This is a genomic window from Nostoc sp., assembly GCF_036916735.1.
Classification (GTDB): domain Bacteria; phylum Cyanobacteriota; class Cyanobacteriia; order Cyanobacteriales; family Nostocaceae; genus Nostoc.
The window spans coordinates 33235-59484 of the sequence record NZ_JBALFV010000107.1 but is presented as its reverse complement, the minus strand read 5'-3'; the positions used below and the strand labels follow the sequence as shown (position 1 = coordinate 59484).

Annotated in this window: 22 protein-coding genes, 2 tRNA genes and 1 other annotated feature; of the genes, 7 read left to right on the top strand and 17 right to left on the bottom strand. The window is 42.7% G+C overall.

Annotated features, from left to right (window positions below; translation table 11 throughout):
* Positions 1 to 351: 351 nt before the first annotated feature.
* The 3 genes from V7L20_RS26140 to V7L20_RS26130 all read left to right on the top strand — a co-directional run bounded on the left by V7L20_RS26140 (position 352) and on the right by V7L20_RS26130 (position 2102).
* Positions 352 to 1239, top strand: a complete 888-nt coding sequence (locus V7L20_RS26140; RefSeq protein ID WP_334746870.1) for a class I SAM-dependent methyltransferase — start codon at positions 352 to 354, stop codon at positions 1237 to 1239.
* Complete coding sequence (locus tag V7L20_RS26135; RefSeq protein ID WP_334746869.1) at positions 1236 to 1964, top strand: HAD family hydrolase; 729 nt, start codon at positions 1236 to 1238, stop codon at positions 1962 to 1964. The genes V7L20_RS26140 and V7L20_RS26135 overlap by 4 nt, the downstream gene beginning before the upstream one ends.
* Before the next feature lie 65 nt (positions 1965 to 2029).
* A tRNA-Ala gene (locus V7L20_RS26130) sits at positions 2030 to 2102 on the top strand.
* A gap of 5 nt (positions 2103 to 2107) precedes the next feature.
* Here the strand turns inward: V7L20_RS26130 and V7L20_RS26125 are convergent.
* From V7L20_RS26125 to rplS, 15 genes are all read right to left on the bottom strand, one after another.
* Positions 2108 to 2800 (bottom strand): M48 family metallopeptidase, encoded by a 693-nt coding sequence (locus tag V7L20_RS26125; RefSeq protein WP_334746868.1) that lies wholly within the window; start codon positions 2798 to 2800, stop codon positions 2108 to 2110.
* Positions 2797 to 6129, bottom strand: coding sequence for a type I restriction endonuclease subunit R (locus tag V7L20_RS26120; protein WP_334746867.1), 3333 nt, complete (start codon positions 6127 to 6129; stop codon positions 2797 to 2799). The genes V7L20_RS26125 and V7L20_RS26120 overlap by 4 nt, the downstream gene beginning before the upstream one ends.
* A complete protein-coding gene (locus tag V7L20_RS26115; protein ID WP_334746866.1) occupies positions 6116 to 6703 on the bottom strand; it encodes a Uma2 family endonuclease in 588 nt (195 codons plus the stop codon). The genes V7L20_RS26120 and V7L20_RS26115 overlap by 14 nt, the downstream gene beginning before the upstream one ends.
* 59 nt (positions 6704 to 6762) lie before the next feature.
* On the bottom strand, positions 6763 to 8034 hold the full coding sequence (locus V7L20_RS26110) for a restriction endonuclease subunit S (protein ID WP_334746865.1): 1272 nt from the start codon (positions 8032 to 8034) through the stop codon (positions 6763 to 6765).
* Positions 8024 to 9136 (bottom strand): hypothetical protein, encoded by a 1113-nt coding sequence (locus tag V7L20_RS26105; protein WP_334746864.1) that lies wholly within the window; start codon positions 9134 to 9136, stop codon positions 8024 to 8026. Before V7L20_RS26105 ends, V7L20_RS26110 begins: the two co-directional genes overlap by 11 nt.
* Positions 9137 to 9212: 76 nt before the next feature.
* Positions 9213 to 9605 (bottom strand): four helix bundle protein, encoded by a 393-nt coding sequence (locus tag V7L20_RS26100; RefSeq protein ID WP_334746863.1) that lies wholly within the window; start codon positions 9603 to 9605, stop codon positions 9213 to 9215.
* Between the two features lie 171 nt (positions 9606 to 9776).
* Complete coding sequence (locus V7L20_RS26095) at positions 9777 to 11360, bottom strand: type I restriction-modification system subunit M (RefSeq protein ID WP_334746862.1); 1584 nt, start codon at positions 11358 to 11360, stop codon at positions 9777 to 9779.
* Between the two features lie 629 nt (positions 11361 to 11989).
* The gene (gene rplL / locus V7L20_RS26090) at positions 11990 to 12385 is read right to left on the bottom strand and encodes a 50S ribosomal protein L7/L12 (RefSeq protein WP_334746861.1); all 396 of its coding nucleotides are present in this window, start codon (positions 12383 to 12385) and stop codon (positions 11990 to 11992) included.
* A 72-nt stretch (positions 12386 to 12457) separates the two neighbouring features.
* A complete protein-coding gene (gene rplJ, locus V7L20_RS26085) occupies positions 12458 to 13072 on the bottom strand; it encodes a 50S ribosomal protein L10 (protein WP_334746860.1) in 615 nt (204 codons plus the stop codon).
* Positions 13073 to 13151: 79 nt separating this feature from the next.
* Positions 13152 to 13320: a sequence feature (ribosomal protein L10 leader region), on the bottom strand.
* Between the two features lie 89 nt (positions 13321 to 13409).
* Entirely contained in the window at positions 13410 to 14123 is a 714-nt protein-coding gene (gene rplA / locus V7L20_RS26080; protein ID WP_334746902.1) for a 50S ribosomal protein L1, read from the bottom strand.
* Positions 14124 to 14232: 109 nt separating this feature from the next.
* Positions 14233 to 14658: a 50S ribosomal protein L11 gene (gene rplK, locus V7L20_RS26075; RefSeq protein ID WP_100898684.1), complete on the bottom strand. Its 426-nt coding sequence runs from the start codon at positions 14656 to 14658 to the stop codon at positions 14233 to 14235.
* Between the two features lie 6 nt (positions 14659 to 14664).
* On the bottom strand, positions 14665 to 15306 hold the full coding sequence (gene nusG, locus V7L20_RS26070; RefSeq protein WP_334746859.1) for a transcription termination/antitermination protein NusG: 642 nt from the start codon (positions 15304 to 15306) through the stop codon (positions 14665 to 14667).
* Positions 15306 to 15527 carry a preprotein translocase subunit SecE gene (gene secE, locus V7L20_RS26065; protein ID WP_334746858.1) on the bottom strand — a complete coding sequence of 74 codons (222 nt, stop codon included), beginning with the start codon at positions 15525 to 15527 and terminating at the stop codon, positions 15306 to 15308. The genes nusG and secE overlap by 1 nt, the downstream gene beginning before the upstream one ends.
* A gap of 311 nt (positions 15528 to 15838) precedes the next feature.
* A tRNA-Trp gene (locus tag V7L20_RS26060) sits at positions 15839 to 15911 on the bottom strand.
* Positions 15912 to 16060: 149 nt separating this feature from the next.
* Positions 16061 to 16423 carry a 50S ribosomal protein L19 gene (gene rplS, locus V7L20_RS26055; RefSeq protein ID WP_334746857.1) on the bottom strand — a complete coding sequence of 121 codons (363 nt, stop codon included), beginning with the start codon at positions 16421 to 16423 and terminating at the stop codon, positions 16061 to 16063.
* Between the two features lie 153 nt (positions 16424 to 16576).
* On the opposite strand from rplS, the gene V7L20_RS26050 reads away from it, so the two are divergent.
* Positions 16577 to 17521: a glycosyltransferase family 2 protein gene (locus V7L20_RS26050; protein ID WP_334746856.1), complete on the top strand. Its 945-nt coding sequence runs from the start codon at positions 16577 to 16579 to the stop codon at positions 17519 to 17521.
* A 245-nt stretch (positions 17522 to 17766) separates the two neighbouring features.
* Here V7L20_RS26050 and V7L20_RS26045 read toward each other — a convergent pair whose 3' ends face one another.
* Positions 17767 to 22068 carry a DUF4347 domain-containing protein gene (locus V7L20_RS26045; RefSeq protein ID WP_334746855.1) on the bottom strand — a complete coding sequence of 1434 codons (4302 nt, stop codon included), beginning with the start codon at positions 22066 to 22068 and terminating at the stop codon, positions 17767 to 17769.
* A 421-nt stretch (positions 22069 to 22489) separates the two neighbouring features.
* Between V7L20_RS26045 and V7L20_RS26040 the strand changes: the two genes are divergently transcribed.
* The gene (locus V7L20_RS26040) at positions 22490 to 23548 is read left to right on the top strand and encodes a glycosyltransferase family 4 protein (RefSeq protein WP_334746854.1); all 1059 of its coding nucleotides are present in this window, start codon (positions 22490 to 22492) and stop codon (positions 23546 to 23548) included.
* A 67-nt stretch (positions 23549 to 23615) separates the two neighbouring features.
* Here the strand turns inward: V7L20_RS26040 and V7L20_RS26035 are convergent, their stop codons facing one another.
* Positions 23616 to 24110, bottom strand: a complete 495-nt coding sequence (locus V7L20_RS26035) for a hypothetical protein (protein ID WP_334746853.1) — start codon at positions 24108 to 24110, stop codon at positions 23616 to 23618.
* Between the two features lies 1 nt (position 24111).
* Here V7L20_RS26035 and V7L20_RS26030 point away from each other — a divergent pair, with 1 nt between their 5' ends.
* Together V7L20_RS26030 and V7L20_RS26025 are read left to right on the top strand one after the other, a co-directional pair.
* Positions 24112 to 24651, top strand: a complete 540-nt coding sequence (locus V7L20_RS26030; protein ID WP_334746852.1) for a tyrosine-type recombinase/integrase — start codon at positions 24112 to 24114, stop codon at positions 24649 to 24651.
* 604 nt (positions 24652 to 25255) lie between these two features.
* On the top strand, positions 25256 to 25708 hold the full coding sequence (locus V7L20_RS26025) for a hypothetical protein (RefSeq protein ID WP_334746851.1): 453 nt from the start codon (positions 25256 to 25258) through the stop codon (positions 25706 to 25708).
* The last annotated feature ends 542 nt before the right edge of the window (positions 25709 to 26250 follow it).

The window sequence follows — 26250 nt, the reverse complement described above, 5'->3', positions numbered from 1 at the left end:
GATTGTACTGATAATTATCTGTACCCCTTCTTTAGTACTTTTCCAAGGTTTGTAGTCAAGACTTTAGTGCTTAGAAAATAAGGACTAAAGTCCTTATTACGAATTTGCTTATCCATCAATTTAAACTTGATATACTACTAGTTAGTTGTAGCAATTTAAATATTTATTGTATTTGATTGGGCTTCCTCAATTTTTGTGAAGCTAAAGAACTACTATTTATACTACAAGCGTAAAAAATATATTACAAACGTCAACCAAATATCACAGAGTGACAGCAGATGTTTACTAAATATATTAAAATTTGTATAGAAAATCACTCGTTTAAATATCCCCTTAGAGTTCTGACACAATATGGCAGTGCGTCAAGATACAATCTGGGAACGTTTTTTATCCCCTGTAGTGCGTCTTTTGATTGATGAAGATGGATTACGGCGTTACGCTGATACTATTGACTGGGAGAAAGAGTGCGATCGCTATCGACGTGATGATGTCATAATTCCGGCGTACTACAGCAATCAAAATTTTCACGGTATTGCAAAAGGATATCTCAACTACGGTGCAGCAGTTACCTACGATCCGATTACTCAATATGTTCTGCCGCCGAATGAAAGTATTGTCCGTCAGGCTTTAGTTGATGCTGTCAAGGTAAAACCACGACGCATACTCGATTTAGGTTGCGGCACAGGTTCCACTACTTTAATGTTAAAGCAGGCTTTCCCCCAAGCGGAAGTTATTGGTTTGGATTTATCACCGTATATGCTGGTAAGGGCAGAAGATAAAGCGAGAAATGCTGGTTTAGATATCGTCTGGCGACACGGAAATGCTGAAAAAACTGGTTTCAGAGATGCAACATTTGACTTAGTGACAGCTTCTTTGCTATTCCACGAAACACCAGATGCGGTGTCCCTAGCAATTCTGCGCCAAAGCTTCCGGTTACTGGTAACTGGAGGGCAAGTATTAATTCTAGATGGTAATCAGAAGACTCTGCGTCAGTTAGAATGGCTTAATGATGTTTTTGAGGAGCCATATATTCGTGAGTATGCTGCTGGTAGCGTAGAGGCGAATATGGGTGCAGCCGGATTTGAAGCTGTGCGATCGCAGGATGTATGGTGGATAAATCAGGTAACTAGCGGCATTAAACCAATAGTAACCAAAAATGTCCGTCAGTATACTGCCACATCAGTAGATAATAATGATTTGGAGGGACTTGGTTCTCCAGCGTTTGGCATAATGGCATGAGTTTAAAGGCAGTTCTTTTTGATTTTAATGGCGTGATCATTAACGATGAGCCAATCCACCTGCAACTGATCGATGAGATTCTCATGGAAGAAAATCTCCAACCCCAACGCGTCAATGAGCGTCAAGCTTCTTTAGGACGCAGCGATCGCGCTTGTTTTGGGCAACTACTCGCTAATCGTGGTAGAGTCGGCAATGAAAACTATTTAACTCAGTTGCTGTCCCGGAAAGCTCAAGCGTATGTGGTGGAACTAGAGAAAATCGAGAAACTGCCTTTATATTCAGGTGTAGAAGATTTAATATTTCAAGTGCGATCGCGGAATCTGAAACTAGGATTAGTTAGCGGCGCTTTTCGCAAAGAAATAGAATTGGTACTCCAGCGAGCTAAACTGGCTGAACATTTTAAAATTATCGTCGCGGGTGATGACATTACCACCAGTAAACCAGAACCCGATGGTTATTTATTGGCAGTGAAACGCCTGAATAAAGAATATCCTGATTTGAATCTTCAACCACAAGAGTGTCTGGCAATTGAAGATACTCCAGCAGGTATTGAAGCGGCGAAGCGATCGCAAATGCAAGTTGTAGGTGTAGCGAATACTTACCCATTCCACATGCTCCAGCGCTGCTGTAACTGGACTGTTGATTATCTCAGTGATTTGGAACTCGAACGGGTGCAAAAAGTTTATTCTCAAAAACAGCCTCAGCCATCGGTAACTGAGTGTTAAAATACTTTATGGTGAGCGGGTGTTGAGCTAACGAGTGATATTACTCTTGACTCAGTACTGATTAAGGGGAATTAGCTCAGTTGGTAGAGCGCTGCGATCGCACCGCAGAGGCCATCGGTTCAAATCCGTTATTCTCCATTTGTTTATAAACTGAAAGTTGCGCCATTTTTCGCCAACCACTCTTTTCTATCCACGCAGTCAGGTAAGATTCGCTCTACCCTGTCCCAAAAATCTCTATTGTGGTTGGGTTGAACTAAGTGAACCATTTCATGCACTACCACATATTCAATCATGGAAGTAGGAAGCAAAGCAACCCGCCAGTGGAAATAAATATCACCTTTTGGATTACATGAACCCCAACGATTACCCAGTTCACGGATTTGCATCGAAGTCGGTGCTTTGCCGATTCTATTAGTAAAAGATGTAATGATTGATTCTAAATGCTGTTGAATATGACCGCGATACCACTGGATAAATAAATCTCGACCTTGTTGTTGATGTGATCGCAAAAGTTCAAAGCGTCCTTGGTAAAGTCTCAGGGGGTTGTCTGCGCTGTTTACTAATTTGAGGCGATAGCTGCGTCCTAAATAGTGGAAGCCTTCGCCTGGTAAATAAGTTTTTTGTGCAGATGGCGGTTTGATAGCTGCTTTTTTGAGGAGTTTGCTGTAAATCCAGAAGCGACGTTGTTCGATAATTTGTCCTAGTTTTTCTACAGGGACTTGAGGTGGTGTTGTGATGATTAGTTGGCCGTCGCGTTCGATGGTAATTTCAACTGTGCGACGACGGGGACTTTCGCGCAGTTCAAAGGAAAGTTCTCCAACATTAATAGTTTTCATCGCCCTCGATTTGCATCGTGTCGTTCGGCTAATTGGGTGATTTGGTCTGCTAAACCATCCAGTTTACTATATGGAAAGATATTTAAATCTTCTAATTTCAGCCAGATATTTTTGCAGAGGTTTTCCCTGGCTACCAAGTCGTTCCAGAAGCCGATTACATAACTTTGGTTGTAGATAAAGTCTACCAGTTCAGTGGTAAAGATTTGTAGTTTGGTGGCAATTTCGGGTGTTGATGACTCCAGCGTATCTATGAGAGCATTGAAGAAAGGGCGAATTCGGGCTGATGGTTGATTTTCGCTGACTTCGGTTTGTTCGGCTCGGACTTTTTGCGCTAGGTTTAAAAATTCTGTAGCGATCGCATTCCAATCTGCACCCAAACGTTGTAAAATTTCTTCTAGTTTATCGCTGAGATTGCGATAATAAACTGGGTCATCGTCTAGGTGGGTGCGGATGTGGTAACGGATGGCGTGTTCCATTTGGGCTGCACGAGTTTCGACGGAACGTCTTTGTTGTACCCGTTGCTCAAAGTCTAGGTCAAGGATATTTACTGGTGAAACTTTCAGGTTAATCCCCTGAGATTGGATGTGTTGGTCTATTAGGGCTTGAACTTTTTCTTTAGCATCTTCTGGGTGTTCATCTCGGAAAATATCATCGACTAATTTCTTTAATTCTCCCAATTTTTTCGCATCTTTCAGGTAGCGCAAAGCTTGGGGACGAGGTAAAAAGGCATCTATTGCTTGCAGAAACTCCCGCAGCAATTGATAAAATTCTGCCCGCGACCGCTCGTCATGATTTAGGATATTTACACAAGCTTCTTTGTCATCGTAAATATTTAAATTACGTTCTTGCCAAAAGTTCATTATCCGGTGGTGGGCTTCATGTAGTTTGGGTAGTTCTTCTTGGATATCAAACCAAGCACCATCGACATCTTCTTGATCATAGACACTCATGGCGGCGGCGATGTCGATACCGTAATAGTCTACAATTAAACCGTAGTCTTTACCTTCGGCGGTGCGATTGGTACGAGCGATCGCTTGTAATAAATCATGTTCTATTAAGCTGCGGTCTACATATAGCACTTGTTCTAAAGGTGCGTCGAAGCCTACGAGTAGTTTATTATTCACAATTAAAAAAGCTAAACCGTCTTCATCTAAGCTTTTCCAGAAACGGTTTTTGTAGATGGTATGGTTATTTTCATCCGTCCATTGTTTCCAGGCTTGAGGGTCTTTTTTGCTGTTGGCGGAGATAATCGCCGCAAATTCTAAACGCTTGATGGTATCGAGGTAAGGATAAGCTTGTACAAGGGTGCGGTATTCGGGAGGTGCTGATTCTAATTTCAGACTTTGCAAAATAACGGCTTTTGATTCTAATTCTTGAATCAGTTCGTCTTTGGCTGCGGTAAGATATTGCTGGTACAAAACGCAAGCTTGGCGATCGCTTGCCGCTACCTGAGCTTTAAATTTACCCTGCATGATCCGGGTGACATAGTGCCGTAAGATATGTCTAGCCTTGTCCTTCATCAGTTCTTTAGCGTTGAGGACGTTTTTCTTACCAGCGTATTTGGATTTAATTGCTGCCCGTTCTTCTGCGGTATAGTCTTGAAATAGCACCTCAAAAAGTTGGTCTAGGGTGTTGGCTCCTTTGACTGCTCCCATTGTTTCCAGCCCTTCGTAGAAAATGGGAACGGTGACATTATCTTTTTGGGAATCGCGGATACTGTAGATATCAATATAAGGATTTTCGTCATTAGCAAAGATGTCTTTTGTTTTCTTTTTCTTTGCGGAGATGATGGGAGTTCCTGTAAAACCAATTTTGGCGCAATTGGGTAAAGCTTTGGAAAGGTAAGCGTGAAGTGTGTTGCTGTGGGAACGGTGAGCTTCGTCAATTAATAGTAAAATGTTTTCTGAGGGATTGAGAGCATTGTTTAACTCCTCAATATCAGCGTATTCTTTGCGTTCATTAATTTTGTTGAATTTCTGCACCATTCCAAAAACAATACCCGGCCCTGTTTGTCGCAGTTTCTTCGCTAAATCTTTGATGCTTGTTGCTACTTGCAGAGTTTGACCGGAAAGGGTTGCTGTTTGTTGAAGTTGTTCTTCTAAATCTGTGCGATCGGTAACGATGACAGCTTTAAACTGTTGAAGTTGGGGAATTGTCCGCAGTTTGCGGAGGATAAACACCATATCCAAGCTTTTACCAGAGCCTTGGTAGTGCCAGATAATACCGCCGCGCTGGTCTTCGCTACCGTGTTGTGTTTTGGTTTTAGCGTGTAGCAAACGGTCAACGGCTTTGGATACGCCACGAAATTGTTGATAGCGCGGGACTATTTTGATGCGACGGTTGTGTTTGGTTGTGAACAGAATGTAGTGGCGCAGGATATCCAGCAAGTTGGCGGGGTGAAGCATTCCGGCGATGAGTTGCTGGCGGCGGTTAAGTTTGGATAAGTCAATTAAATCTTCTAACTTTTCGCCGCTTTTGACTGCTGTTATCTCGCCTTCCTTAATAGGAGAAGATTCAGGTAATAAGTAATTAGCTGCACTTGAGATTAATTCCTCATCGGGAAGGGTAGGGTTTGTGATGTCTAAAACCTGGGCGATGAAGTTGGAATCAAAGGGGCTGGTGTCTTTCCATTCGAGATAATGCTTGGGTTGACTTCCCATCGTACCCACAACAGCCCGCCCGGAGGTGCAGGAAATCATCAATTGGTTGTAGTGAAAAAGGCGTTCAATTCCTTCTGGTAGCGGGCTATGGCGTTGGTTGGAGTATTTTAGCAAGTCTTGAATCCCAGATTTGAGCATATCTGCACCTGGGGCTTTGCATTCGATGACGACGAGAGGGATACCATTGACAAACAAAATGATATCGGGGCGATAGTGACCTTTTGGGCCTTTTACTCCCGGTGGGTCGATGCGGAATTGACTGATGGCAAGGAAGTCGTTACGTTCGGGGTGGTCGAAGTCTATCAGGTTGATGGTAATTTGTTTTCCTGTGAGTCCTTCAACTTTCACGCCTGTGAGGAGGAGTTTTGTCAGGGTTTCGTTTTTCTCCATCAGTTTACCGGGGCCGAGGTTTTGCAGTTGGCTGATGGCTTGGTTGATGCGGCGTTGGTCTAGCCAGGGTTGTCCGTTGTCGTCGAGGTTGATTTCTCTGAGTTGGCGCTGGAGTCGGGGAATTAGGAGAACTTCGTGGTAGTTGTCCCGTTGTTCGGGGATTGTTGCTAAATAGTTTGCTTCGATATGTTCCCAGCCTAAACCGCCGGGAAGTTGTCGCATTTTTTGGAGTTGTTCTATTGTGGGTAATTCTGTATATGTATATTCAAGTCCCGTCATTTTGCGCCCCTGGAAATTCTACATCTTCGTACAGCAGTGCGATCGGAAATTTAAACTCAATACAAATTAACTCAATTTCGTCGCCGTTGGTATAAGAAGTTAGTTCCCATTTGCTGCGATCGTTGAGGCGAAAGATTTCTACGCCAATGCTTTCGGAATTAATTAGTACGTATTCCTGCAAACTTTCTAGACGGCGATATTGGGCAAATTTAGCACCTCGGTCGTAGGCTTCAGTTCCAGGAGAAAGAACTTCAACAATCAGTTTAGGGAATTGAATGACTTGAATCGCTTGTCTATCTTGGGCGTTGCAGGTTACAAGTACATCAGGATAGAAGAAGGAACCTTTTTCTGTAATTCCCACTTTGGCATCAGAACCTAAAACCCTGCAAGAACTTCCTCTAACATGGGGTCTAAGTGCAGCGATGAGGTTAACAGCTATGGCGTTATGGGGAATTGTCCCACCTGTCATGGCGTAAACTTCGCCATTTATATACTCGTGTTTAATCTCCTGTCTCGCTTCCCATTGGAGATATTCGTCAGGGGTTAAGTGGTATTTATTGGGTGTTGCAATCATTGCCTTTTCTCCTGGTTTTTCTTGTATTTTATATTCTTCTCAGGTTTGTTCTTTTTTGGTTAAATTTTCACGCGCACCCGTCCGGTTAAGAGGTCTGACATTAAGCCTTTTTTTAAAAGTTTGAGTTTATTTAAATATGTTTCCTTTTTAATAATTCGTTCTTTATATGTCTCAATTCGTTCAACTATATCAATTTGCTCTTGGTTTTTAGGTACTAAGACTAATAGAGCATTTAACATGGTTTGGTTAATAGTATTTAATCCTGAACTTGTTCCACACAAACATTTCCAATACGAACGAACCCACGCACTGTTTAGCCAAAATAATGCAAATTTTGGATTTATTACCTTATAACGAAGTCTAAAAAGGTGATTTTGAAAGGTCAGACCAACTGCTCCATCTGAGACAATGGCACATCTACCAATTTCATTTGGATCTGCATGGCCCTCAACAATAAGTAAATCATTTTCTTTAAGTTGACGGGTAATAAATTCATCATCATTAGCCTCAAGCTCTGCAATATCATCTAAAATAATGTTTTCACGCTTGACATTCGCAACCCGCAGATACTTCCGTTTCTTATTAAGTGGTCTTCGATGTTCTCCAAGAGTGAAACCTGAAATGATATCAAACTCAAAACTAACTGATGAAACATCCCAATCTTTCGGAATTATCCCCAAGGCTGATCGCTTAAACAATTCAGGGTTACGTGTATAATCTCTCAGTTCGCCATGCTCGTCAATCCCGCGTGTGAGGAGGTCGTGCAGCAGTCCGGCTTTAGCTTTTTTGAGTTTGGTGATGTGGGTGTCGGTGAGTGCGATCGCTTTATCAATTGCATCAATAATTTCAGCAATCTTTTGCTGCTCAGGTTGTGGAATATATGGAATAAGATACCTGTGAAAAAAATCAGCAGCAACTCGTTGTTGACCTGCTGAACCCGTCATAAATGTTTCAGCTTTGAGTCGTAAGGCTTTTGATTGTGTCCAGTGAAATATGAAACGAGCTTCAGTATTACTTTTAGCTCTCAAAACATGAAATTCAGTTGTTCCAAAACCAATCCCATTAACTAAATCTATAGCGTGGCATCCCTTGCCATTTTCCATACAAGGGGTAATTTTAGCAAACAGAATATCACCTTCTTGAAATGAAGTATAGCCACTCTTAATTTCCTTTAGTTTTTTAACTTGCTTTGATACCCATTGTCCATTTTCAGAAACATCCTGCATCGGAATAAACGAAACTAAAGCATCAGCTTCAATACTTGGTTTAGATGTTGAGGGATTAACGTCTATAAGGTGTGACAATGGAATTGGTTGAAAGTTAGAGACCATACCCCAACCCCTTCAACAACTCACTCAACTTTTGATTAACCTCCTCCTCCTCTTTCTCAATTTCCCCTAACGTCACCTTATACTTATCCCACCAATTTTCTACCGCAGCAATCACCATCTGACGGTGTTCACTTACATATCTCTCCAACTGCATCAACAAATCCGCCTTAAACAAATCCAACACCAACCCCTGCGCTTTCTCCTCGCTCAAACCTGCACTCGCAGCTTCCAACTCTTTTACAAGCAACCCTTTCAACTCCCGCACAGACTTACGTGCTTCCTTCAACCTTTCCAAAATATCCTTGTAGGGTTGTAACTGCACCTCAATCTCGGCAATTTCCTGCTCTTTTGGGATCACCGTTGATTGCAGATTAGCCAATTCCTCTTCTAAATCAGTCGCATCATTCCCCTGTTTTTTCTCATACTTAATCGACCCCTTCTTACGGTCAGTTCCCAGCAATTCCTTCAGCCGTTTTTGACCATCCTTAATTGAATATTTCAATTCCTTCAGTTGTTCTTCTAATTGCTTGACAAAATTAACAGCTTCCCCATCTTCTGACGCTTCCCCTTCTTCCCCTTGTTCAAAAGCTTCCTTCTCCTGTTCCAAAGTAGCAACTTCCGCCTCAGCATCTTCCAACTGTTGCAAATACTGCGGAACCAGCGCCGGGACAATTTTGTGACTCAAAGCGTCAAACTTATTACCAGATTGCTTACTTTCCGTATCTTCCAAAGCATCACGAATTGTATCCACCCAAGAATCAATCAAACCTTTAAAACCCAAATTCGCTAAACGTTTCAAATCAGCAGAAACCTCATAAGCATCTTCCCACCAGCTAGCAATGACTCCCATAGTCTTAAACCTATCTAACAAACCAATGGGACGCACCGCCGCTTCAAAGGTCTGTAAAAATTCTGCCCGTAGCTTCATCAGCTGCTTGTTTTTAGGCAAATCAATTAAACGCTGTTGATGTTGCTGCCACCAATTGAGAGTAACTTGCCGTAGTTTCTCCTCCTGTTGTACAATCCCGGCATCAGTTTCAATGCGCTGCTTAATTTGGGCGCGTTCCGTTAACGTTGGCTGAAAATCTAAATATTCTTCCATGTTTATATCAATGCACGTCGAAAGAAGAGAGCAGGGGGGCAGGGGAGGCAGGGGGGGCAGGGGAGGCAGGGGGAGATTAATGATTTCGATTTCTTAACCAAGGTGATGGATTATTAATCATATTCACCAAACCGGATAAAACTTGGTTGTAATTTGCATAAACTTCTCGTCCTACTTCTACATTCATGTAGTTGCATTTGACAGCAAATTCAATCCAAGTTTGAGTTTCAGCAGCTTCAGCCTCGCAATCATTTAATTTAGCGACAAAAGCTGCTTCATAACGCCGTTTTCTCCATGCCTCAGCAAAATTAGCGCAAACAGAGCGTGACGATCTACGAATTTGATCAGTTAACGAATATCTCTCCTCCACAGGAAACTTCTTTGATAGCTCAAAAATTTTCATTGCCGCTTCAAACGCAATCTTGTAAATCCCCAAATCCTTATGATCTTTAATAGCTTCTTTATTCATTGTCTTATACCATTTCACGAAAAATCTGATACAGATGTAACCCCTGAAAGCTTTGCTGCATCTAAGTTTTTTAATTGCGAATTGCGAATTGCAAATTGTGAATTGGTATTACCTCCCCTGCTCCCCCTGCCTCCCCTGCCCCCCCTGCCCCCCCTGCTCCCCCTGCCCTCTTCACCCTACCCTTCGTTGCAACAAAGTCATTGGGTCAAAACCGTGACTAGTAAACAATTCTTGCTTTGCATCCACCTCAGACTTGGGTACACCACCCAAAAGATGCGATCGCACATCTTGAGGTTCTGGCGGTGGAGTATTATCAGCATAGCGGCGAATATTGCAGTTGTATTCGTAGTCAGCTAATTGTTGTTGAGTCACTACCGCCGCATAACCAGGAATCCCAGGATAATCGGCATTAGTTGTAAAATCTTCATAAGCCGAGACAATTTTTTCTATATGTTCAGGACGCAAAGAATTTTGAGCGCGTCCAGCCTGAAATTCAGCATCAGCGTTGATAAATAACACCTTACCTTGAGTCGCTTTTGGTTTTGCACCTCTGGGACGCATAACCAAAATACACGCCGGAATCCCTGTCCCATAAAATAATTGTGGTGGTAAGCCAATCACTGCCTCTAAATTATCCTCTTCAATAAATAACTGGCGGATTTTCTTTTCTTCACCACCGCGAAACAGTACCCCATGCGGCATTACTGTCGCCATAATTCCATCTTGCTTTAACACCGCTAGCATGTGCTGGGCGAACATCAAATCAGCTTTTCCACTCGTAGGGCAAAAAACACGGAATCGGTCTTTAAACTCCATATCATTATCTTTATTACCCCGGCTGTAGTTTTGCGAAAACGGTGGATTACTCAGTATTCGGTCATAATGCTTTAAGTTACCCCCCTCTTTAATCGGCACCATCAAGGTATCGTCATTCTGAAGCACAGCATTGGGAATTCCATGCAGCAATAAATTCATCTTGCAGATAGCCCAAACTCCCCCATTATTGTCTTGTCCGTAAAGTCTCAAATTGCGAGAATTTCCACCGTGTTCTTCTATGTGCTGCTTAGACAGAATTAACATTCCCCCCGAACCCACACAGGGGTCATAAACCTCCATCCTTTCTTGGGGGTTGACAATTCGCACCATTAACTTCACGACTCCACGGGGAGTATAAAATTCACCGCCCTTTTTACCAGCAGAGTCAGCAAAGAAATAAATTAAATACTCATAAGCCGCACCCAATAAATCGGGAAATTCCAAATCTTCATTCCGTAGCGATCGCTTGTCAAAATGTTCTATCATTTGACGTAATTGCAAATCGCTTAAGGTACTCTTGCCACCTACCTGCCGATTAAAATCAATATGCTCAAAAACATCCCGCAGCACCGCCGGATTAGCATCAGCAAGACTATGTAAGGCAGTATTAAGTTTATTACCTATTTGTTGATGAAAGGTGTTAACTATAGTACTCCAACGAGATTGTGGTGGTACAAATAACGTATAAGCTTCTTTATCAGTTGGAACATAGCGTTTAGGGTTGTCAGCCCTTTCCTTAGCGGCTTCTTCACTCTCCCCTTTATTCATAAATTCCTTGACAATTTGCTGATAGCGCACCTCAAACACATCAGCAGCCCGCTTTAAGAACAACATCCCAAAGATAAATTCCTTATATTCAGAAGCGTCCATTTTGCCGCGTAAAATATCAGCCGCCGCAAATAAGTGACGTTCCAGCTTCGGAAGGGTGAGTTTTGCCATGACACTAGAATTCCCGGTTTTTGATGATTAGAAACTTGCCTTTACTTCGTGGGTTTAGCACTCATTGACAGCAAGTATAAACAAAGGCTAAATCAATTACTTTTTTCCTCTGTGTTTAACCCATAAACTGTATAGGTGTCTTTTTACAGACAATCAATCATATTACCAACTGGAACGCAAAAATGGTATTTTATACCGGGCTAATTGGTTTTATTTTTGTTAGAGGTTATTACGAACCAACTGCCAACTGTAAAGCGCTGTTAATCCTTGTACCGTAAAGAGGGTTTTGAATTTTCAATAGTCAGAGAAAAAGAGCATATTTCTATGATTAGACAAAATCCTGATGGCACAACTACTCCTTTAACTTTGCCAAATCATAAACTGATCAAAGGTTCTACCCTCAGAAATATCTGCACTTAATCAGATATATTACGGGATGATTTTATTGCTGCTTATCAACAGGTATAGAAATATAGTAGCTGCGATCGCGGTGCTAGATGCAAAGAGTGCAAAGATTTTAGCGAGGATTGAGGGAATGCTATGCAGTTGACGTTGAAGAAAAATCCAAAAAAAAAGGAGCCTAACTTAGGCTCCTTAATCAAAAACTGTTACTGGTAATAAAATTGTGACTACTTAACAGTCACTTTACCGCCAGCTTCTTCGATGCGCTTCTTAGCATCTTCAGCAGCATCCTTAGCAATACCTTCTTTAACTGCCTTGGGCGCAGCTTCTACCAAGTCTTTCGCTTCTTTCAGACCCAAACCGGTCAATTCCCGGACAATTTTCAGCACGGCAATCTTCTTATCAGCCGGGACTGATTCGAGAATCACTTCAAACTCGGTTTGCTCAACAGCTTCCTCAGCCGGAGCAGCAGGGCCACCACTGCCAGGCATCATCATCATGCCGCCAACAGGTGCAGCAGCACTCACGCCAAAAGCTTCTTCAATTTGCTTGACTAACTCAGAAGCTTCAAACAAAGAAAGGGTTTTTAGTTGTTCTAAAATTTGATCAGTTGCAGCAGACATTGATATAACTCCTGTAATTTTGATTATTTATTAGTCATTGGTCATTAGCTTTTGACTGATGAACCACGAAGTCTATTCAGTAGCAGTTTCGGTGCTGCTATCAGCTTCAGTAGCAGTTTCGGTGCTGCTATCAGCTTCAGTAGCAGTTTCGTTGCTACCACCACCTTGCTCTTGTTCGGCCACAGCCTGCAAAGCCCGAGCCAGTGAACTAGGAACTTCGTTGATACCCACAGCAATCTTAGTAGCCAAGGCGTTGATAGCTCCAGCTATTTGTGCTATGAGTTGTTCCTTAGATGGCAAGTCTCCTAGAGCCTTGACATCCGGTTCTTTGAGTAGACGACCTTCCATGACACCGCCACGAAGTTCTGTCTTCTTGGTGGCTTTTTGAAAGTCTTGATAAGCCTTAATTGCAGATGAAAAATCTTCTTTGACTAACAAAAAGGCTGAAGAACCTTTGAGTAGTTCTGACAATGGCTGCCATTTTTCCTCGTCTTTAATAGCAATGCCCATCAAAGTATTTTTAGTGACTTTGCAGACAGCGCCACTCGGACGTAGCCGCCGCCGTAAATCGCTAATTTCAGCAACTGTAAGTCCCTGATACTCTATTACCAGTGCCAGAGTTGACTCACTCAAAGTTTCTTTGAGGTCAGCTACTATCTCTTTTTTATTTTCTATTGTTCTACCCATTCCAGTCTCACCTCCTTAAAATAATCGGGGAAGTGCCCTACTTGTACGTTTGTTCACTTGTACGTTTTTTCTAAATCTGAACCCAAACAACAAACCCCAGCTAACTTAGCCGGGGTTGAGTATTAAGACTCTTGACGCCATAATTATTACACCTTTAAGGGTGGTAATTCTGACTATTAGAGTTTTAACCTCGGCAGGATATTTAAGCTATTAGCACCTGCTGTCTCCGGCTTTGCCTATTTAATTAGGTATTGGTAATTGGGTATTGGGTAGTAGGTATTAGATAATGAAGATTAAGTATTATCCCCAGTCTCTAATTCCTAGTCCCCAGTCCCTTTTACGCTGCTTCGGTCAGTTTCAAATCTCGTAGGGCGCTGATATCAACTTTAATCGATGGCCCCATTGTAGCTGCCACATAAAATGTGCGCCAATAACGACCTTTAGCCCCTGAAGGACGGTTACGGTCAATCGTCTCTTGTAATGCCTTCAGGTTGACTAACAAATCTTCAGGCGAGAAGGTTGCCTTACCAAACATAACATGGACAATACCAGTTCGGTCAGCTCGGAATTCTAGTTTACCAGCTTTGAATTCTGCGATCGCACTTCCTAAATCAAATGTTACGGTTCCGCCTTTGGGCGATGGCATCAATCCACGCGGCCCAAGCAATTTACCCAGCTTTGCCACCTGTGGCATCACATCGGGTGTGGCAATCAACTTGTCAAAATCCATTCTACCTTTCTGGATTTCGTCAATCAGTTCCTCTGAACCGACTATATCAGCACCAGCGTTGCTTGCTTCGTTGACTTTTTCGCCTCTGGCAATCACCGCCACCCGGACGATTTGTCCTGTACCTTTGGGCAATGCTACCGTTGTCCGCAACTGTTGGTCTGTATACTTAGGGTCAATTCCCAGCCGGATATGCGCTTCCGCAGCTTCGGTAAATTTAGCTGTTGCTGTGTCTTTGAGAAGGGCTAAAGCCTCTAAAGGATGATAATCCTTATCTTCTACTTTTGCTTGCAGTCCTTGTAAACGACGCGATATTTTTACCATTTTTCTCTCCTGGGGTAATTCCGAAGCCTCGCCTCTCCCCCGATAATTTTTGGTTACTTGCCCTCTGTCCTTTGTCATTAGTTTTTTACTAATGACCAATGACCAATGACTAATCCGTAATTGTTACACCCATATTTTTAGCCGTTCCTGCGACAATCTTCATTGCCGCGTCTATGTCGTTGGCATTAAGGTCGGGGAGTTTTGTTTGGGCTATTTCTTGCAATTGTGCTTTGCTAATTGACCCAACCTTCTTTTTGTTGGGTTCATTCGAGCCTTTTTCAACCTTTGCCGCTTTCCGAATCAACACTGATGCTGGTGGCGTTTTGAGGACAAATGTAAAACTCCGGTCTTCAAAAACCGAGATTTCTACTGGTATCACCATTCCAGCTTGGTCTGCTGTTTTGGCGTTATACTCTTTGCAGAACATCATGATGTTAACGCCATGTTGACCCAAGGCGGGCCCCACTGGCGGTGCTGGGTTGGCTTTTCCAGCATTCAGGGCCAGTTTAATGACCGCCACTACTTTCTTCGCCATTTGTATTTAACTCTGTTTCTCTACCTGATTAAATTCCAGTTCTACTGGTGTATCCCTGCCGAAAATTGAGAGCAAGGCTTTAAGTTTACTCCGTTCTGGAGAGACTTCAATCACCTCGCCTTCAAAATCTTTAAATGGGCCAGAAAGCACCATTATCTTATCACCAGTAGCCATGTCAATTTTGATAACCGGCTCTTGTTCGCTGGTTTGTTTGAATATGCGTTCGACTTCTGAAGAACTCAGTGGTATGGGGTTCACATGACCGCGACCCTTACTGCTACCACGTTTTTGTTCTGCACCGACAAAATTAATTACATGGGAGGTGTTTCGTACCACCTGCCAGGTATCATCATCCATCATCATCCGCACCAGCACATAGCCAGGGAAAACCTTTTCTTCTGTATGCTGGCGACTGCCATCTTTGCGGATTTTCACCGCCGGCGTTTGCGGAATTTCTACCTGAACAATTTTGTCGGCTACATCAAAAGTTTGAATACGCTGCTCTAAGTTCGTCTTTACACGCTTTTCACACCCTGAGGCCACTTGCACTGCATACCAGCGTGCTTCTTTTGACGCTGCTTCTGCTGTTTCTCCTGTTTCCTCTGACTGCAAGGTGGAGTTGCGAGGTTCGTCTGTTGCAAAAGTCATCAGAACACCTGTGTTGCTGCCCAACGAAACAATCCATCGACTAAGTATATCAAAGATGCGGAGAGTGCAACCATTAACAACACAGCGGCGGATTCGCTCACTATCTGTTTCCGACTGGGCCAAACTACTTTTTCAAGTTCTTCTTTGGTTCCCTGTATGAAGTTGTTAAAGCTAAACCCATTTGTGGTTTCTGGCAACTCTGCTTCACTTTTTTTGGCCACGACCCTTAATTCTCCGTTTGTCACTCAATTTTGGATTTTGGACTTCGACTTTGCTCAGTCGAACGATTTTGGATTTTAGATTTACCCCATGCTTTAAAGCAAAGGCACTCAATTTCAGATTTTGGGTTGTCCATTTGATTTTTTGTCAATCCAAAATTTAAAATTTGTTCATCCAGATTTGCAGTTTCGACTCTATTTCACTTACTTGAAAGCAAAACAACTACAAATACAATAATTTTACCCGAAATTATTATCGCTAACTGCTAATATAGCAGTTGCGTAATTATTTCGGGCTTTTTTTTGCTCTTGAGCGCGCCCTGGAGGACTTGAACCCCCGACATCAGGTTTTGGAGACCTGCGTTCTACCAACTGAACTAAGAGCGCACAAGCTGTTTTTGATTCAGTTATTGCGCTGAACTAAATTTCAGTTTAACGCAATACGCGATTTTTATCATACCTCAATTTCGTCGAGAAAACAAGTTAGCGGCAGATGCCGCTTCAGATTTCTCTCATACATACTATTGAAGGACGAATCACAAAGGGCGGTCAAACCGTTGCTTGATCCGGGTTGCCTTACCTACGCGATCGCGGAGATAATACAGTTTAGCACGGCGTACTTTACCACGACGTAATACTTTGATGCTATCAATCCGGGGAGAATGCAACAGAAAGACGCGCTCAACGCCTACACCTTGAAAAACCTTACGGACTGTAATAGTCTCGTTAATGCCACCATTACGCTTGGCAATAACTACTCCTTCATAAGGTTGTACGCGGTATTTTTCGCCTTCTTTGATTTTCACTCCGACTTTTACGGTGTCGCCCACAAAAATGTCAGGCACATTTGATTTTAGCTGTTCCGCTTCAATGGAGCGGATAATCTCTTGAGCGTTCATAGTCTTTGGTGTCTGCTTAAAAAATCTCACGATCATCAATGATAAATCGATAATCCTATTTCAGTCTACTTGTTAGGATTGATAATTTTACTGATACAACAGCTTAGAGTTCAAAGCTATATTGCAGAATGCTGTCACATAGGGGTGAAATTTATGAAATTTAGCGTCGTCATCAGTACCTATAATCGCTTAAATTTGCTGCAAAGAGCAATTGATTCGGCTCGTAACCAAACAATCCAGTGCGAGGTGGTTGTTGCTGATGACTGTTCTTCTGACGATACCCAAACCTATATCAAAAGTTTAGGTGACAAGGTTGTTTACCATCGTAACGAAGTGAACCTTGGCCATGCAGCAACAGTAAATGCTGGAGTTGCTAAAGCTAGCGGCGACTGGATTAAATTTTTAGATGATGACGACTATTTAGCACCTAACTGCATAGAAGAGATGATTAAGGCGATCGCACTTCGTCCCGATGCTGTAATCTGCTCTTGTATGGCGGCTCAGGTTGATGGTAATGAAGTTGAACTCAGTCGCACTCCCCAGGTTGGCCCCGGTTTAGCTTTTTATATCCCACAAGCCGATATTCATTACGGTATGCTCTTAGAGCTTGTACCATTTGGCACGCCTGTACAAGTAGCTTCACGACGTGATGCTTTTATAAAAACTGGTGGTTGGGACTCTACACTCGATGCTAACTGTGATGATATCGATTCCTGGATTCGGATTGCCCAGTTTGGCGATGCTATTTTCCTCAATCAGTGTCTTGCTTACCGCACTGTTTGGCCTGGTGCTTATAATCAAAAGTTTTCTTTGTCTCGACGATTAGCTACAAATATTTTGATGAAGGAAAAAATTTACGCCTTAGTGGATGAGCAACATCGCTCAAAAATTCCTCATTTTCAGGATATAAAAAATTACCTGAAACTCCATTGGATTTTAGTAGCAATAAAGCAAAAAAATATCAAAAGTTTTCTTTCAATGATAGATGCATCTGTAATTTATCCTCAGTCTTGGAAGTTTTTGCTAACTGCTGCCTCATCACGCCGCTCTCAAGGAAACAATTCTCAACTTCGCAAACTTGTGTTAATTGAGTCGTAACTTCTTAAGCTTTGAAGATGGTTTTTGCTATTCAAAACTTAGCATTTACAAAAGTGAATAAGTAGATAATTTCGTAAATTTGTGACGAATTGAGAGTTGAAATTGAAATGAACTGAGAAATCTGAGCAGCAGCTTTTACTGCTCAGATTTCAGTGAGGACGCAGAGTCTGTTTTCGTCAATTCGCTATGAAATGCAATTTAGTACTGGCATGTGCATTTTCGCCATACTATGCTAAATCTAAGTGCTAGACGATGACGTTACTACCAACTACTAGATTTGTCGCGGTGAAATTATCCAAAGTTGCGAAGGTGTTAAAAGAAGAATAACCAGGATAATAATTAATAAGGACTTCAACTAGTGTAGAAGTACCCGATTGCACAAATTTTAGGTTGCCATCACCGATGGGATTGCTGCTACTGTAGCCCCGACTCTTAAACAGGTCAGTGAAGACTAACTTATCCTGGCTCTGATCAAAATCAGTGATTCTACCATTGGAATCGCTTAAGATTTGGTAGATGAACTGGTCATTACCGGTACCGCCAGTCAAGGTATCGGAACCTCCACCACCAAGGAGAATGTCATCACCAGCACCGCCGATAAGGCTATCATTGCCTATACTACCAACCAGGGTATCATTACCAACACTACCAAGCAGGGTATCGTTACCTTCACCACCCCGCAATAGGTCGTTACCACTCAAGCCGTCGATGCGGTCATCACCACCCTGACCATTAATAACATCACCTGAGTTGTCAAAACCATTGACATTGTTGTTTAGGTCATTAAGAAAGGTGACTGTATTTTTGTTGAAGATGCTGGTTTGGGTGGAGTTGGCATTCAAGACATCAAAGCTGTCACTAATGCTGCTTTGCCCATCAAACAAGATATTGCCTAGTGCCCATAGGTTGTCTAGGTTTTCCAGGGGAAAGTTTTGCAAGATAATTTTGTCATCAGCCACCCCTTCAAAACTAACTTCTAGATTGTTACCATTCTTAGTGAGTAGCAGATTTTGGGCTGTCAATCCAGTACCTTGGAATTTCAGGGTATCCAATTCGCTAATAACTGCTGCCGATGGATTTGAGTTTTTACCTAGCCCACCAAAATCGGTGATGGTATCAACACCGTCACCTAAATTGTAAACAAATTTATCTTTGCCGCCGCCACCAGTTAGGATGTCGTTGTCTTGATTACCTGTGATGGTATCGTTCCCAGCTTGAGCATTAATTATGTCACCGTAATTCTTGCCCACTAGATTATCAGCGCCATTGGTTCCATTTAGCCCATTGAACTCTAATGCACCAATATCAACCGTACCCTCAGATATTCTGTCAAATCCAGCGCCGCGCTGGTCAGTGGTAATACTTGGTGGAATCAGGGCATTATTGCCTGCGTTAATGGCAGGACTATTTCCAATTAAGGCATTAGTCAACGTTGTACCACCGTTATTTTGCAGGGCGCTGAGTCTGGGGTCAATGGGGTTGGCGCTGGTGCCGACGAGGGTGCTGGAAGTAAAACCTGTGCTACCTGTGTTGTCGCCAATTAAGTTATTACCAGCGTCAGTGAACTTGCCGGAAACGTCGCGGGAAGAACTGCTATTGCGGGGATCACCAGAATAAACTGTGAAGAAATTACCTGCAATAATGGTATCGCCAACGGTGACACTGCCGCCATTACTGAGAATACCCCCACCGTTGCCAATAGCACCGTTATAGCTAAAGCCCTCTGCTACGTTATTGGTAATGGTGTCATTGGTGAGAGTGAGAGTGCCACTGTTAAAGATGCCACCACCAGTATAAAGTACATTATTATCAGAGACAGTGCTGTTAGTCAGGTTAAAAGTACCTGAGTTAGAGATGCCACCGCCGTCTGTGGCCGTATTATTAGAGATAGTGCTGCGAGTAATATCGACGCTGCCTGAGTTATAAATGCCACCACCATAGGATGGATAAGGGTCAGGGCTGCGACCTGAGCCGTTGGCAGACGCGCTATTATTAGAGATAGTGCTGTCAGTTATACTGAGGTTGCCTGTGTTGAATATGCCGCCCCCGTAGGCAGTGTTGTAACCGACAAATGCACGATTATTAGAGACACTGCTGTTAGTTAGGCTCAGGTTGCCTTTGTTAAAGATACCTCCGCCTAATGATGACCCACTATTACCAGAGACAGTGGTGTTAGTTAGGCTAAGAGTGCCTTTATTAAAGATGCCGCCTACTAACCCGGTATTGTCTGAGACAGTGCTTCCCGTCAGGCTAAGGCTGGTATTGGTATTGAGCAAAATACTGCCCAAGGGGTCATTAGCATTAGCAATCTTCAAACCATCAATGCTGGCATCTGTGCCTGTGCCGGATATCTCGAATACGCCTGAGAGATTATTGCCGCTAATGGTGAGGTTAGATGCCCCAGTCCCCAAAATCCTAATATCATCGGTAATCGTTAATTTCCCAGAGGTGAGGGTAATGATATCCGGGGTGGCATCGGTGAACACGCCCGCAAAGGTAATCGTATCCGCCCCAAGACTCGCATTGGCATTGAGGATAGCCTGCCGCAATGACCCTGCCCCAGAATCTTTGGTATTAGTTACCACTGTGTCAGTATTAACAACAGGTGGGTTAGTTGTGGAGGTCTGGACTTCATAAGCACCAATATCAACGGCACCATTGAATATCCGGCGAAATCCAGCACCGCGTTGATCAGTGGTGACACGAGCAGGTGTTAGGGAATTTTTGCCAGCATCAATAGCGGGGCTACCTGCAAGTAACGCCTGGGTAAGAGTTGCACCACCGTTATTTTGCAGCAGTCCAAGTTTTGGGTTAATGGGGCTAGCATTTGTGCCGACGAGGGTGCTGGTGGTAAAGGCAGTGCTACCAGTATTATTGCCAATCAGATTATTACCGGAGTCAATCAGTCCACCACGCACGTCGGGGTCTATATCACCGGAGGTGGAGTTGTCTAAGTTGCCTGCAATGATGGTGTTATTAACTTTGACGTGATAAGAAGAATTACTGTAACTAAAAACACCGCCGCCATCGCCAGTACCATCACCGTCTGAGTCAGCTGTGTTGTTATTAATTGTGCTGTTAATTAGGGCCAGCCTGTTGTCTTCTACGTAAGCATAGCCATTGTATATGCCACCGCCATCTTTTAAGGCTGTATTGCCCGAGATGGTGGTGTTAATTAGAATAGCTGATCCGGCATCATAATCTACACCTGCGTTATAAATGCCACCGCCATCCTCTAACGCTGTATTGCCAGAGACAGTGCTATTGGTCAGCCTGAGAGTACCACCACTATAGATACCACCGCCGAAGCTTGCTGTATTGCCAGAGACACTGCTATTAATTAGGTTGAGAGTACCAGTGTTCCCATTAGAAGCGTCATTAAAAATGCCGCCTCCGGCAATATCCCTATAATCACTGCTGCCTCTTTTGGTATTGCCATAAACACTGCTTCCCGTTAGGCTGAGACTACCAACATTATAGATACCGCCTTGCGTGTTGCCAAAGACGCTGGTGTTAGCAAGACTGAGGATGCCGCTATTAGAGATACCACTTCCTGCTGTATTACCAGACACACTGGTGTTCGCTAGGCTGAGAATGGAATTTCTATTAACGTTAATACCGCCACTAGCGATCGCCAGTCCATTAATACTGACACCTGTTGCTAGTCCTGATATCTCGAATACTGTAGAGGCATTATTTCCACTCACAGTCAGATTAGATGTGCCAGTTCCCAAGATGCTGACATCATCGGTAATCGTCAGTTGTCCAGAGGTGAGGGTGATAACATCTGGGGTGGTATCTGTGAATATTCCTCCAAAGGCGATCGCATCATCCCCAGCAGTAGCATTGGCTAAGTTAATTGCCTCCCGCAGGGTGGTAATACCGTTGTTAGCATCACCATCATCTGCGTCCCCGGTATTATTCACCGTAAATGTTGCTAGTACTCCTGCGTAAGCTTTTTGCGTCGTTTCTGCAAACGCTAAACTCACTTCCATCTCAGCTGTGCGTACTTCCAACTCCCAGTTTCCGCCTAATGCCGCACTGCCGATCATCTGACGGGAAGCAGCAATATTCGCTCCCGTAAGTTGGTGCAGTTTGGCAATAAATTCTGCCCCCACATCACCGTCAGCTACATTGCAACCATAGATGAGTAAGTTGGCTACAGATTTTGTAGCGGATGTAATCGATGGTTTATTGCTTTTGGATGAGGTGGAAAATATCTTCTGCCATTGTTGAAGTTGCTGGCTATGATATTCAAGGTTATCGAGTCCCAAATGAGCATTGCCCAGTTGTAAGTTACCAGGGGCACCGTGGCAAACAATATGAATGCTGCTAAGATTTTGGTCAGCGCGAGTTGCCAAAATTTCCGTAATTTGCTCAACACCGTTCTTTGTCGAGTCAATAACGAATACTTCGGTGTGGGAGATAACACCATTAACTAAACTTTGATAGTCTTCAACTGCTGTATCAATGAAGACTAGATTATGGGTATATGAGGTGGGAATTACAGAATTTAATTGTAAGTGTGGAGTATGTAAGGTTGCCATTTTGTTACTTCAAACTAAGATCATGAGTTCATAACAACTGACTGAAGCTTTATTATTTTTGGGGTTTCACACACTTATAAATAGTAACAAGGAATTATTTGTTACTACCAATTTCCTTTTTGATTATCAGTCAAATTGCTACTTTTGTAAAGCCAGAAGATTATTTCAGGAGAGCAAAAAAGGCTGTAACGACTGAAATAGCAGATTTAGTTTTAAGAATTTTGGAGTTTTACCCCGATTTATCCAGCTATTAATGAATAAGTCTTTAAGCTAAGTAATTAGTTATAAGCTCTCTTGGTCATTAGCAAGTGTCAATTTTACGCACTACTGACTACTTTTGAGTTGTCATTGAACACCTCAAGAATGATGTTGATTTACACTTAGCTAGTTATTTTTATTTTTTATACATCTCTCAAAGATTATGCGAATCATCCATATTTTGAACCACGTTCAAGAGATAGGTAACGGTATTGTGAATGTGGCTGTGGATCTGGCTTGCTTACAGGCTAAATCTGGTCATGAGGTAGCGGTTATTTCGGCTGGTGGTGAATATGAGAAATTACTAAATATATCTGGTGTTAAACATTACCAACTAGATCAAACCAGGAAACCGATAAGTATTATTAAAGCATCTATGCGTTACTTGGCGATCGCAGCAGAATTTCAGCCGGATATTGTTCACGCCCACATGATGACTGGAGTTATCTTAGCACGCATTTTTAAAGGGCATAAATATGCTTTAGTTTCTACAGTCCATAATGAATTTCAGCGTTCCAGTCTGCTGATGGGTTTAGCTGACAGGGTAATTGCTGTTAGCAAAGCTGTGCGAGATTCTATGGCACGGCGTGGTATTTCCGAAAACAAATTGCGGGTAGTATGTAACGGAACTTTGGGCAGCCCCCGCACCCGACAAATACAAAATTATCAACCTTTACCATTACAACGCCCAGCGATCGCAACTGTAGCCGGGATGTATCAACGCAAGGGAATCGCTGAGTTAATCGCTGCCTTTGAACAAATTGCCTCAGATTTTCCCGAAGCGCATCTTTATTTGGTCGGAAATGGCCCTGATAAACAGCTATTTGAGGCACAGGCACAAGCAACTTGTGTAAAAGAACGCATTCATTTTGAAGGCTTCCAGGCAGAACCTCAACGCTATCTCATCTCTTGTGACATATTTGTGTTGGCTTCCCACCGCGATCCTTGCCCCTTGGTTCTTTCGGAAGCTAGGGAAGCTGGAACTGCGATCGTTGGCACTCAAGTAGACGGGATTCCTGAAGCTTTGGACAATGGGCAAGCAGGACTTTTAGTGCCAGCAAAAGATAGTAAGGCTTTGGCTGGGGTTTTAGGACAATTACTAAGTAATGCCGATATGCTGCATGAGTGGAGACAACGGGCAAATCACAACTTAGAGTGGCTAAGTGTTGCCCGCGTTCATCACGAAACACTGGTAGTATATCGTGAATTAATTACAGAGTGAGAGCGTTAACAGTGTAGCGATCGCTTTAATTTTAAAGCTATGCCTAAAGCGCCAAAGGCTAGTACACTCAAAACATTAGTTGATTCAGGAACAGCAGTGTAATAACTAGCCACTCTGATCGGCCCATCTTTATCCTCTTGCTCTGCTGGCACTGGTGGAATGATTCCAGCACCTGGCGATACATTGGGGTTGTAGCGAATGGATTGTAAAACAGGGTTTCGTTTGGGATTATGCCACCACTAAAAGTGATGATGTTATCTTTTATGCTAACGTCTGTAAAAATATCCTTTAGATCGGGGTTATTAGAGTAACCAATCTTGCCATCTCCATTAACATCTCCCCACTGCACCAGCTCATTCTCAAATACGGGAGTAGAATCTGGATTACTATACGAAAGCGTTTTTAAATCAAAGACCAAGCTTTCTATATCGTACCCAGTGTTATTTAAAAAGTTATTAGCTACATCTGAGACATTATATTCTATTACTTGCCCTGGCTGATATTCTGGCCCAAGGGTTCTTGGCTTTTTCGTTTCAAGTATGTCTTCATTTTGAGTTGTCACGATGGGTTCTACCAAGATGAAGGCTCTCGCTGGTGTCAGGCATCGCACCTTATTCGGTGTCTGTCTTTTTAGTGCCTGTAGAATCCGCGACTGCTGTACCCTGTTGACCACAGACATTTACACGCCCAAGGGTAACGTTAGACCCAGGCTGATTATTAGAAAGTCAAACACGAAGGGGAAGCTGGCTACTAGGTCAATCCCAGTGATTGAAGACCTGCGGCGGTTATTGGTTGAATACTACTCATTAGCAGGGGATGATTATCTGTTTCCGGGTCGCAGTGATGGGCACATCAGCGAAGACTCAGCCGCTAAGATTTTGAGAGAAGCTTGTCAGCAAGTAGATATTTTTGGAGTGAGTAGCCATAGCTTTAGAAGGACTGCTTTAACTCAGATGAGTAACGCTGGCATCCCACTGAGAGTTATTCAGGAAATCTCAGGGCATCAAAACTTAGAACAGCTACAGAGACACCTGGAAGTTTCGGACACTATGCTCTCTGGTTGTCTGATAATAGAACGTCCTGGGGGGAGGTTAGGTGATTAATCTAGGTTGTCAAGCTGAGAATAGTGCCATAAGTGTAGTATATATGTCACCTTAATCTAGCAAAAGTTCTTGAATTAATAGAGTAAATCACAGATTATAGGAATGAAATAAATTCTAAATTAAACAATTTTAATTAGGAGATTGTCTAATTGGTAGTATTCAAATTACGGAAAAATCAAGCGTCTCACCAATTCGACCAGGGCAAACGCACGGCATTTCTCAAACCCGTGCTGGATAAGGATCTTGACGAAAAAATCGGCTAAATTAAAAAACGCTGAAACCCTTGCTATTAAAGGATTATTCTACTTGAGATGCGTTTGCCCTGCTTTCAAAGTGTAAGTTTTCTAAAAGTTAATTTATTAAATAGCAACTAATAGTATACTAGGAAGCTCATCTAGATTTTGTAATACAAAATAAGCACAAAGGGTTACATCTATAACTTACGAAAAGTTTTTGAAGTTATTGATGTTAAAAGACGATATAAAGTTCAATCGGAACATTTGGTTCCTGCACTGTTTTGTAAGGACTACTTAATTGCGCGACTTTACTACTATCGCATTTCAGCACTGTTTACAGGCAACAAAACTTTATTGGAGGCAGATTTATGAAATTATTCAAACTCTCAAAAATTCTAGGTTTAACAACAGCATTTGCAATTTCATCACAAGCTACTTTGCTTATTCAACAAAATAAGGTTCTAGCGGGTTCAGGTACATCTACCCTAAATACAGGCGAATACTTATACCCTGGTCAATACTTGATTTCACCTGATGCACAATTTAGAGTTCAACTGCAATATGATGGAAACTTTGTTCTTTATAATTCATCCGGCACTGCTCTATGGGCATCAAACACTGCTAATACAGCAGCTAGCTACATCGTCATGCAATCCGACTGCAATTTAGTCATTTATGGATATAATTCACTCCCGATCTGGGCAAGTTATACTACGTTTGGTTCTAGTTGTCGTCTCGCAGTTCAAAATGATGGAAACTTGGTAATTTATAGAGGTGATAATGTTCCTTTATGGGCAAAGGGTACAAAATTGATAGGTTAAAGATAAGCTGCCAGGGATACGTTAACAATTCAAAATTCAAAATTAAAAATTCTTGCATTAAAGACATTTCAGACGGAGATTTAAACCCTGACTGAAACTGATACTACATGTTTCGGCTTACTTCGACTACGCCCTTCGGCTCCTTTCAACTTCTCTACGAGACGCTACGCGAACGCTCAAGGCAAGACGTTCAGGACAAGCTCAGTACAAGTCATACCATTTCACTTTAATAAGGGACTTCCAGAAAATAAATTATCCTATTTCACGCCCATCAAAACGACTTTCTTTCCCCCTGCCCTTTGTGAATTGGTATCAGTGACCATCGTAGACATCGCATTCACAAAAGTTTAGTTAACGGGACTTAAACCGCGTCTGTCTTGAAACCTGTAGTTTTTCGGTGATCAAAAGGATTTGCCCTCATCCCCCAACCTATCCCCCAAATCTGGGATTCGGGGAGCCAGAATTTCAAAGTCCCTCTCCCAGAGATGGGAGAGGGATTTAGGGTGAGGGCAAAAACTACGGTTCTCAACTTAGATGAGGTT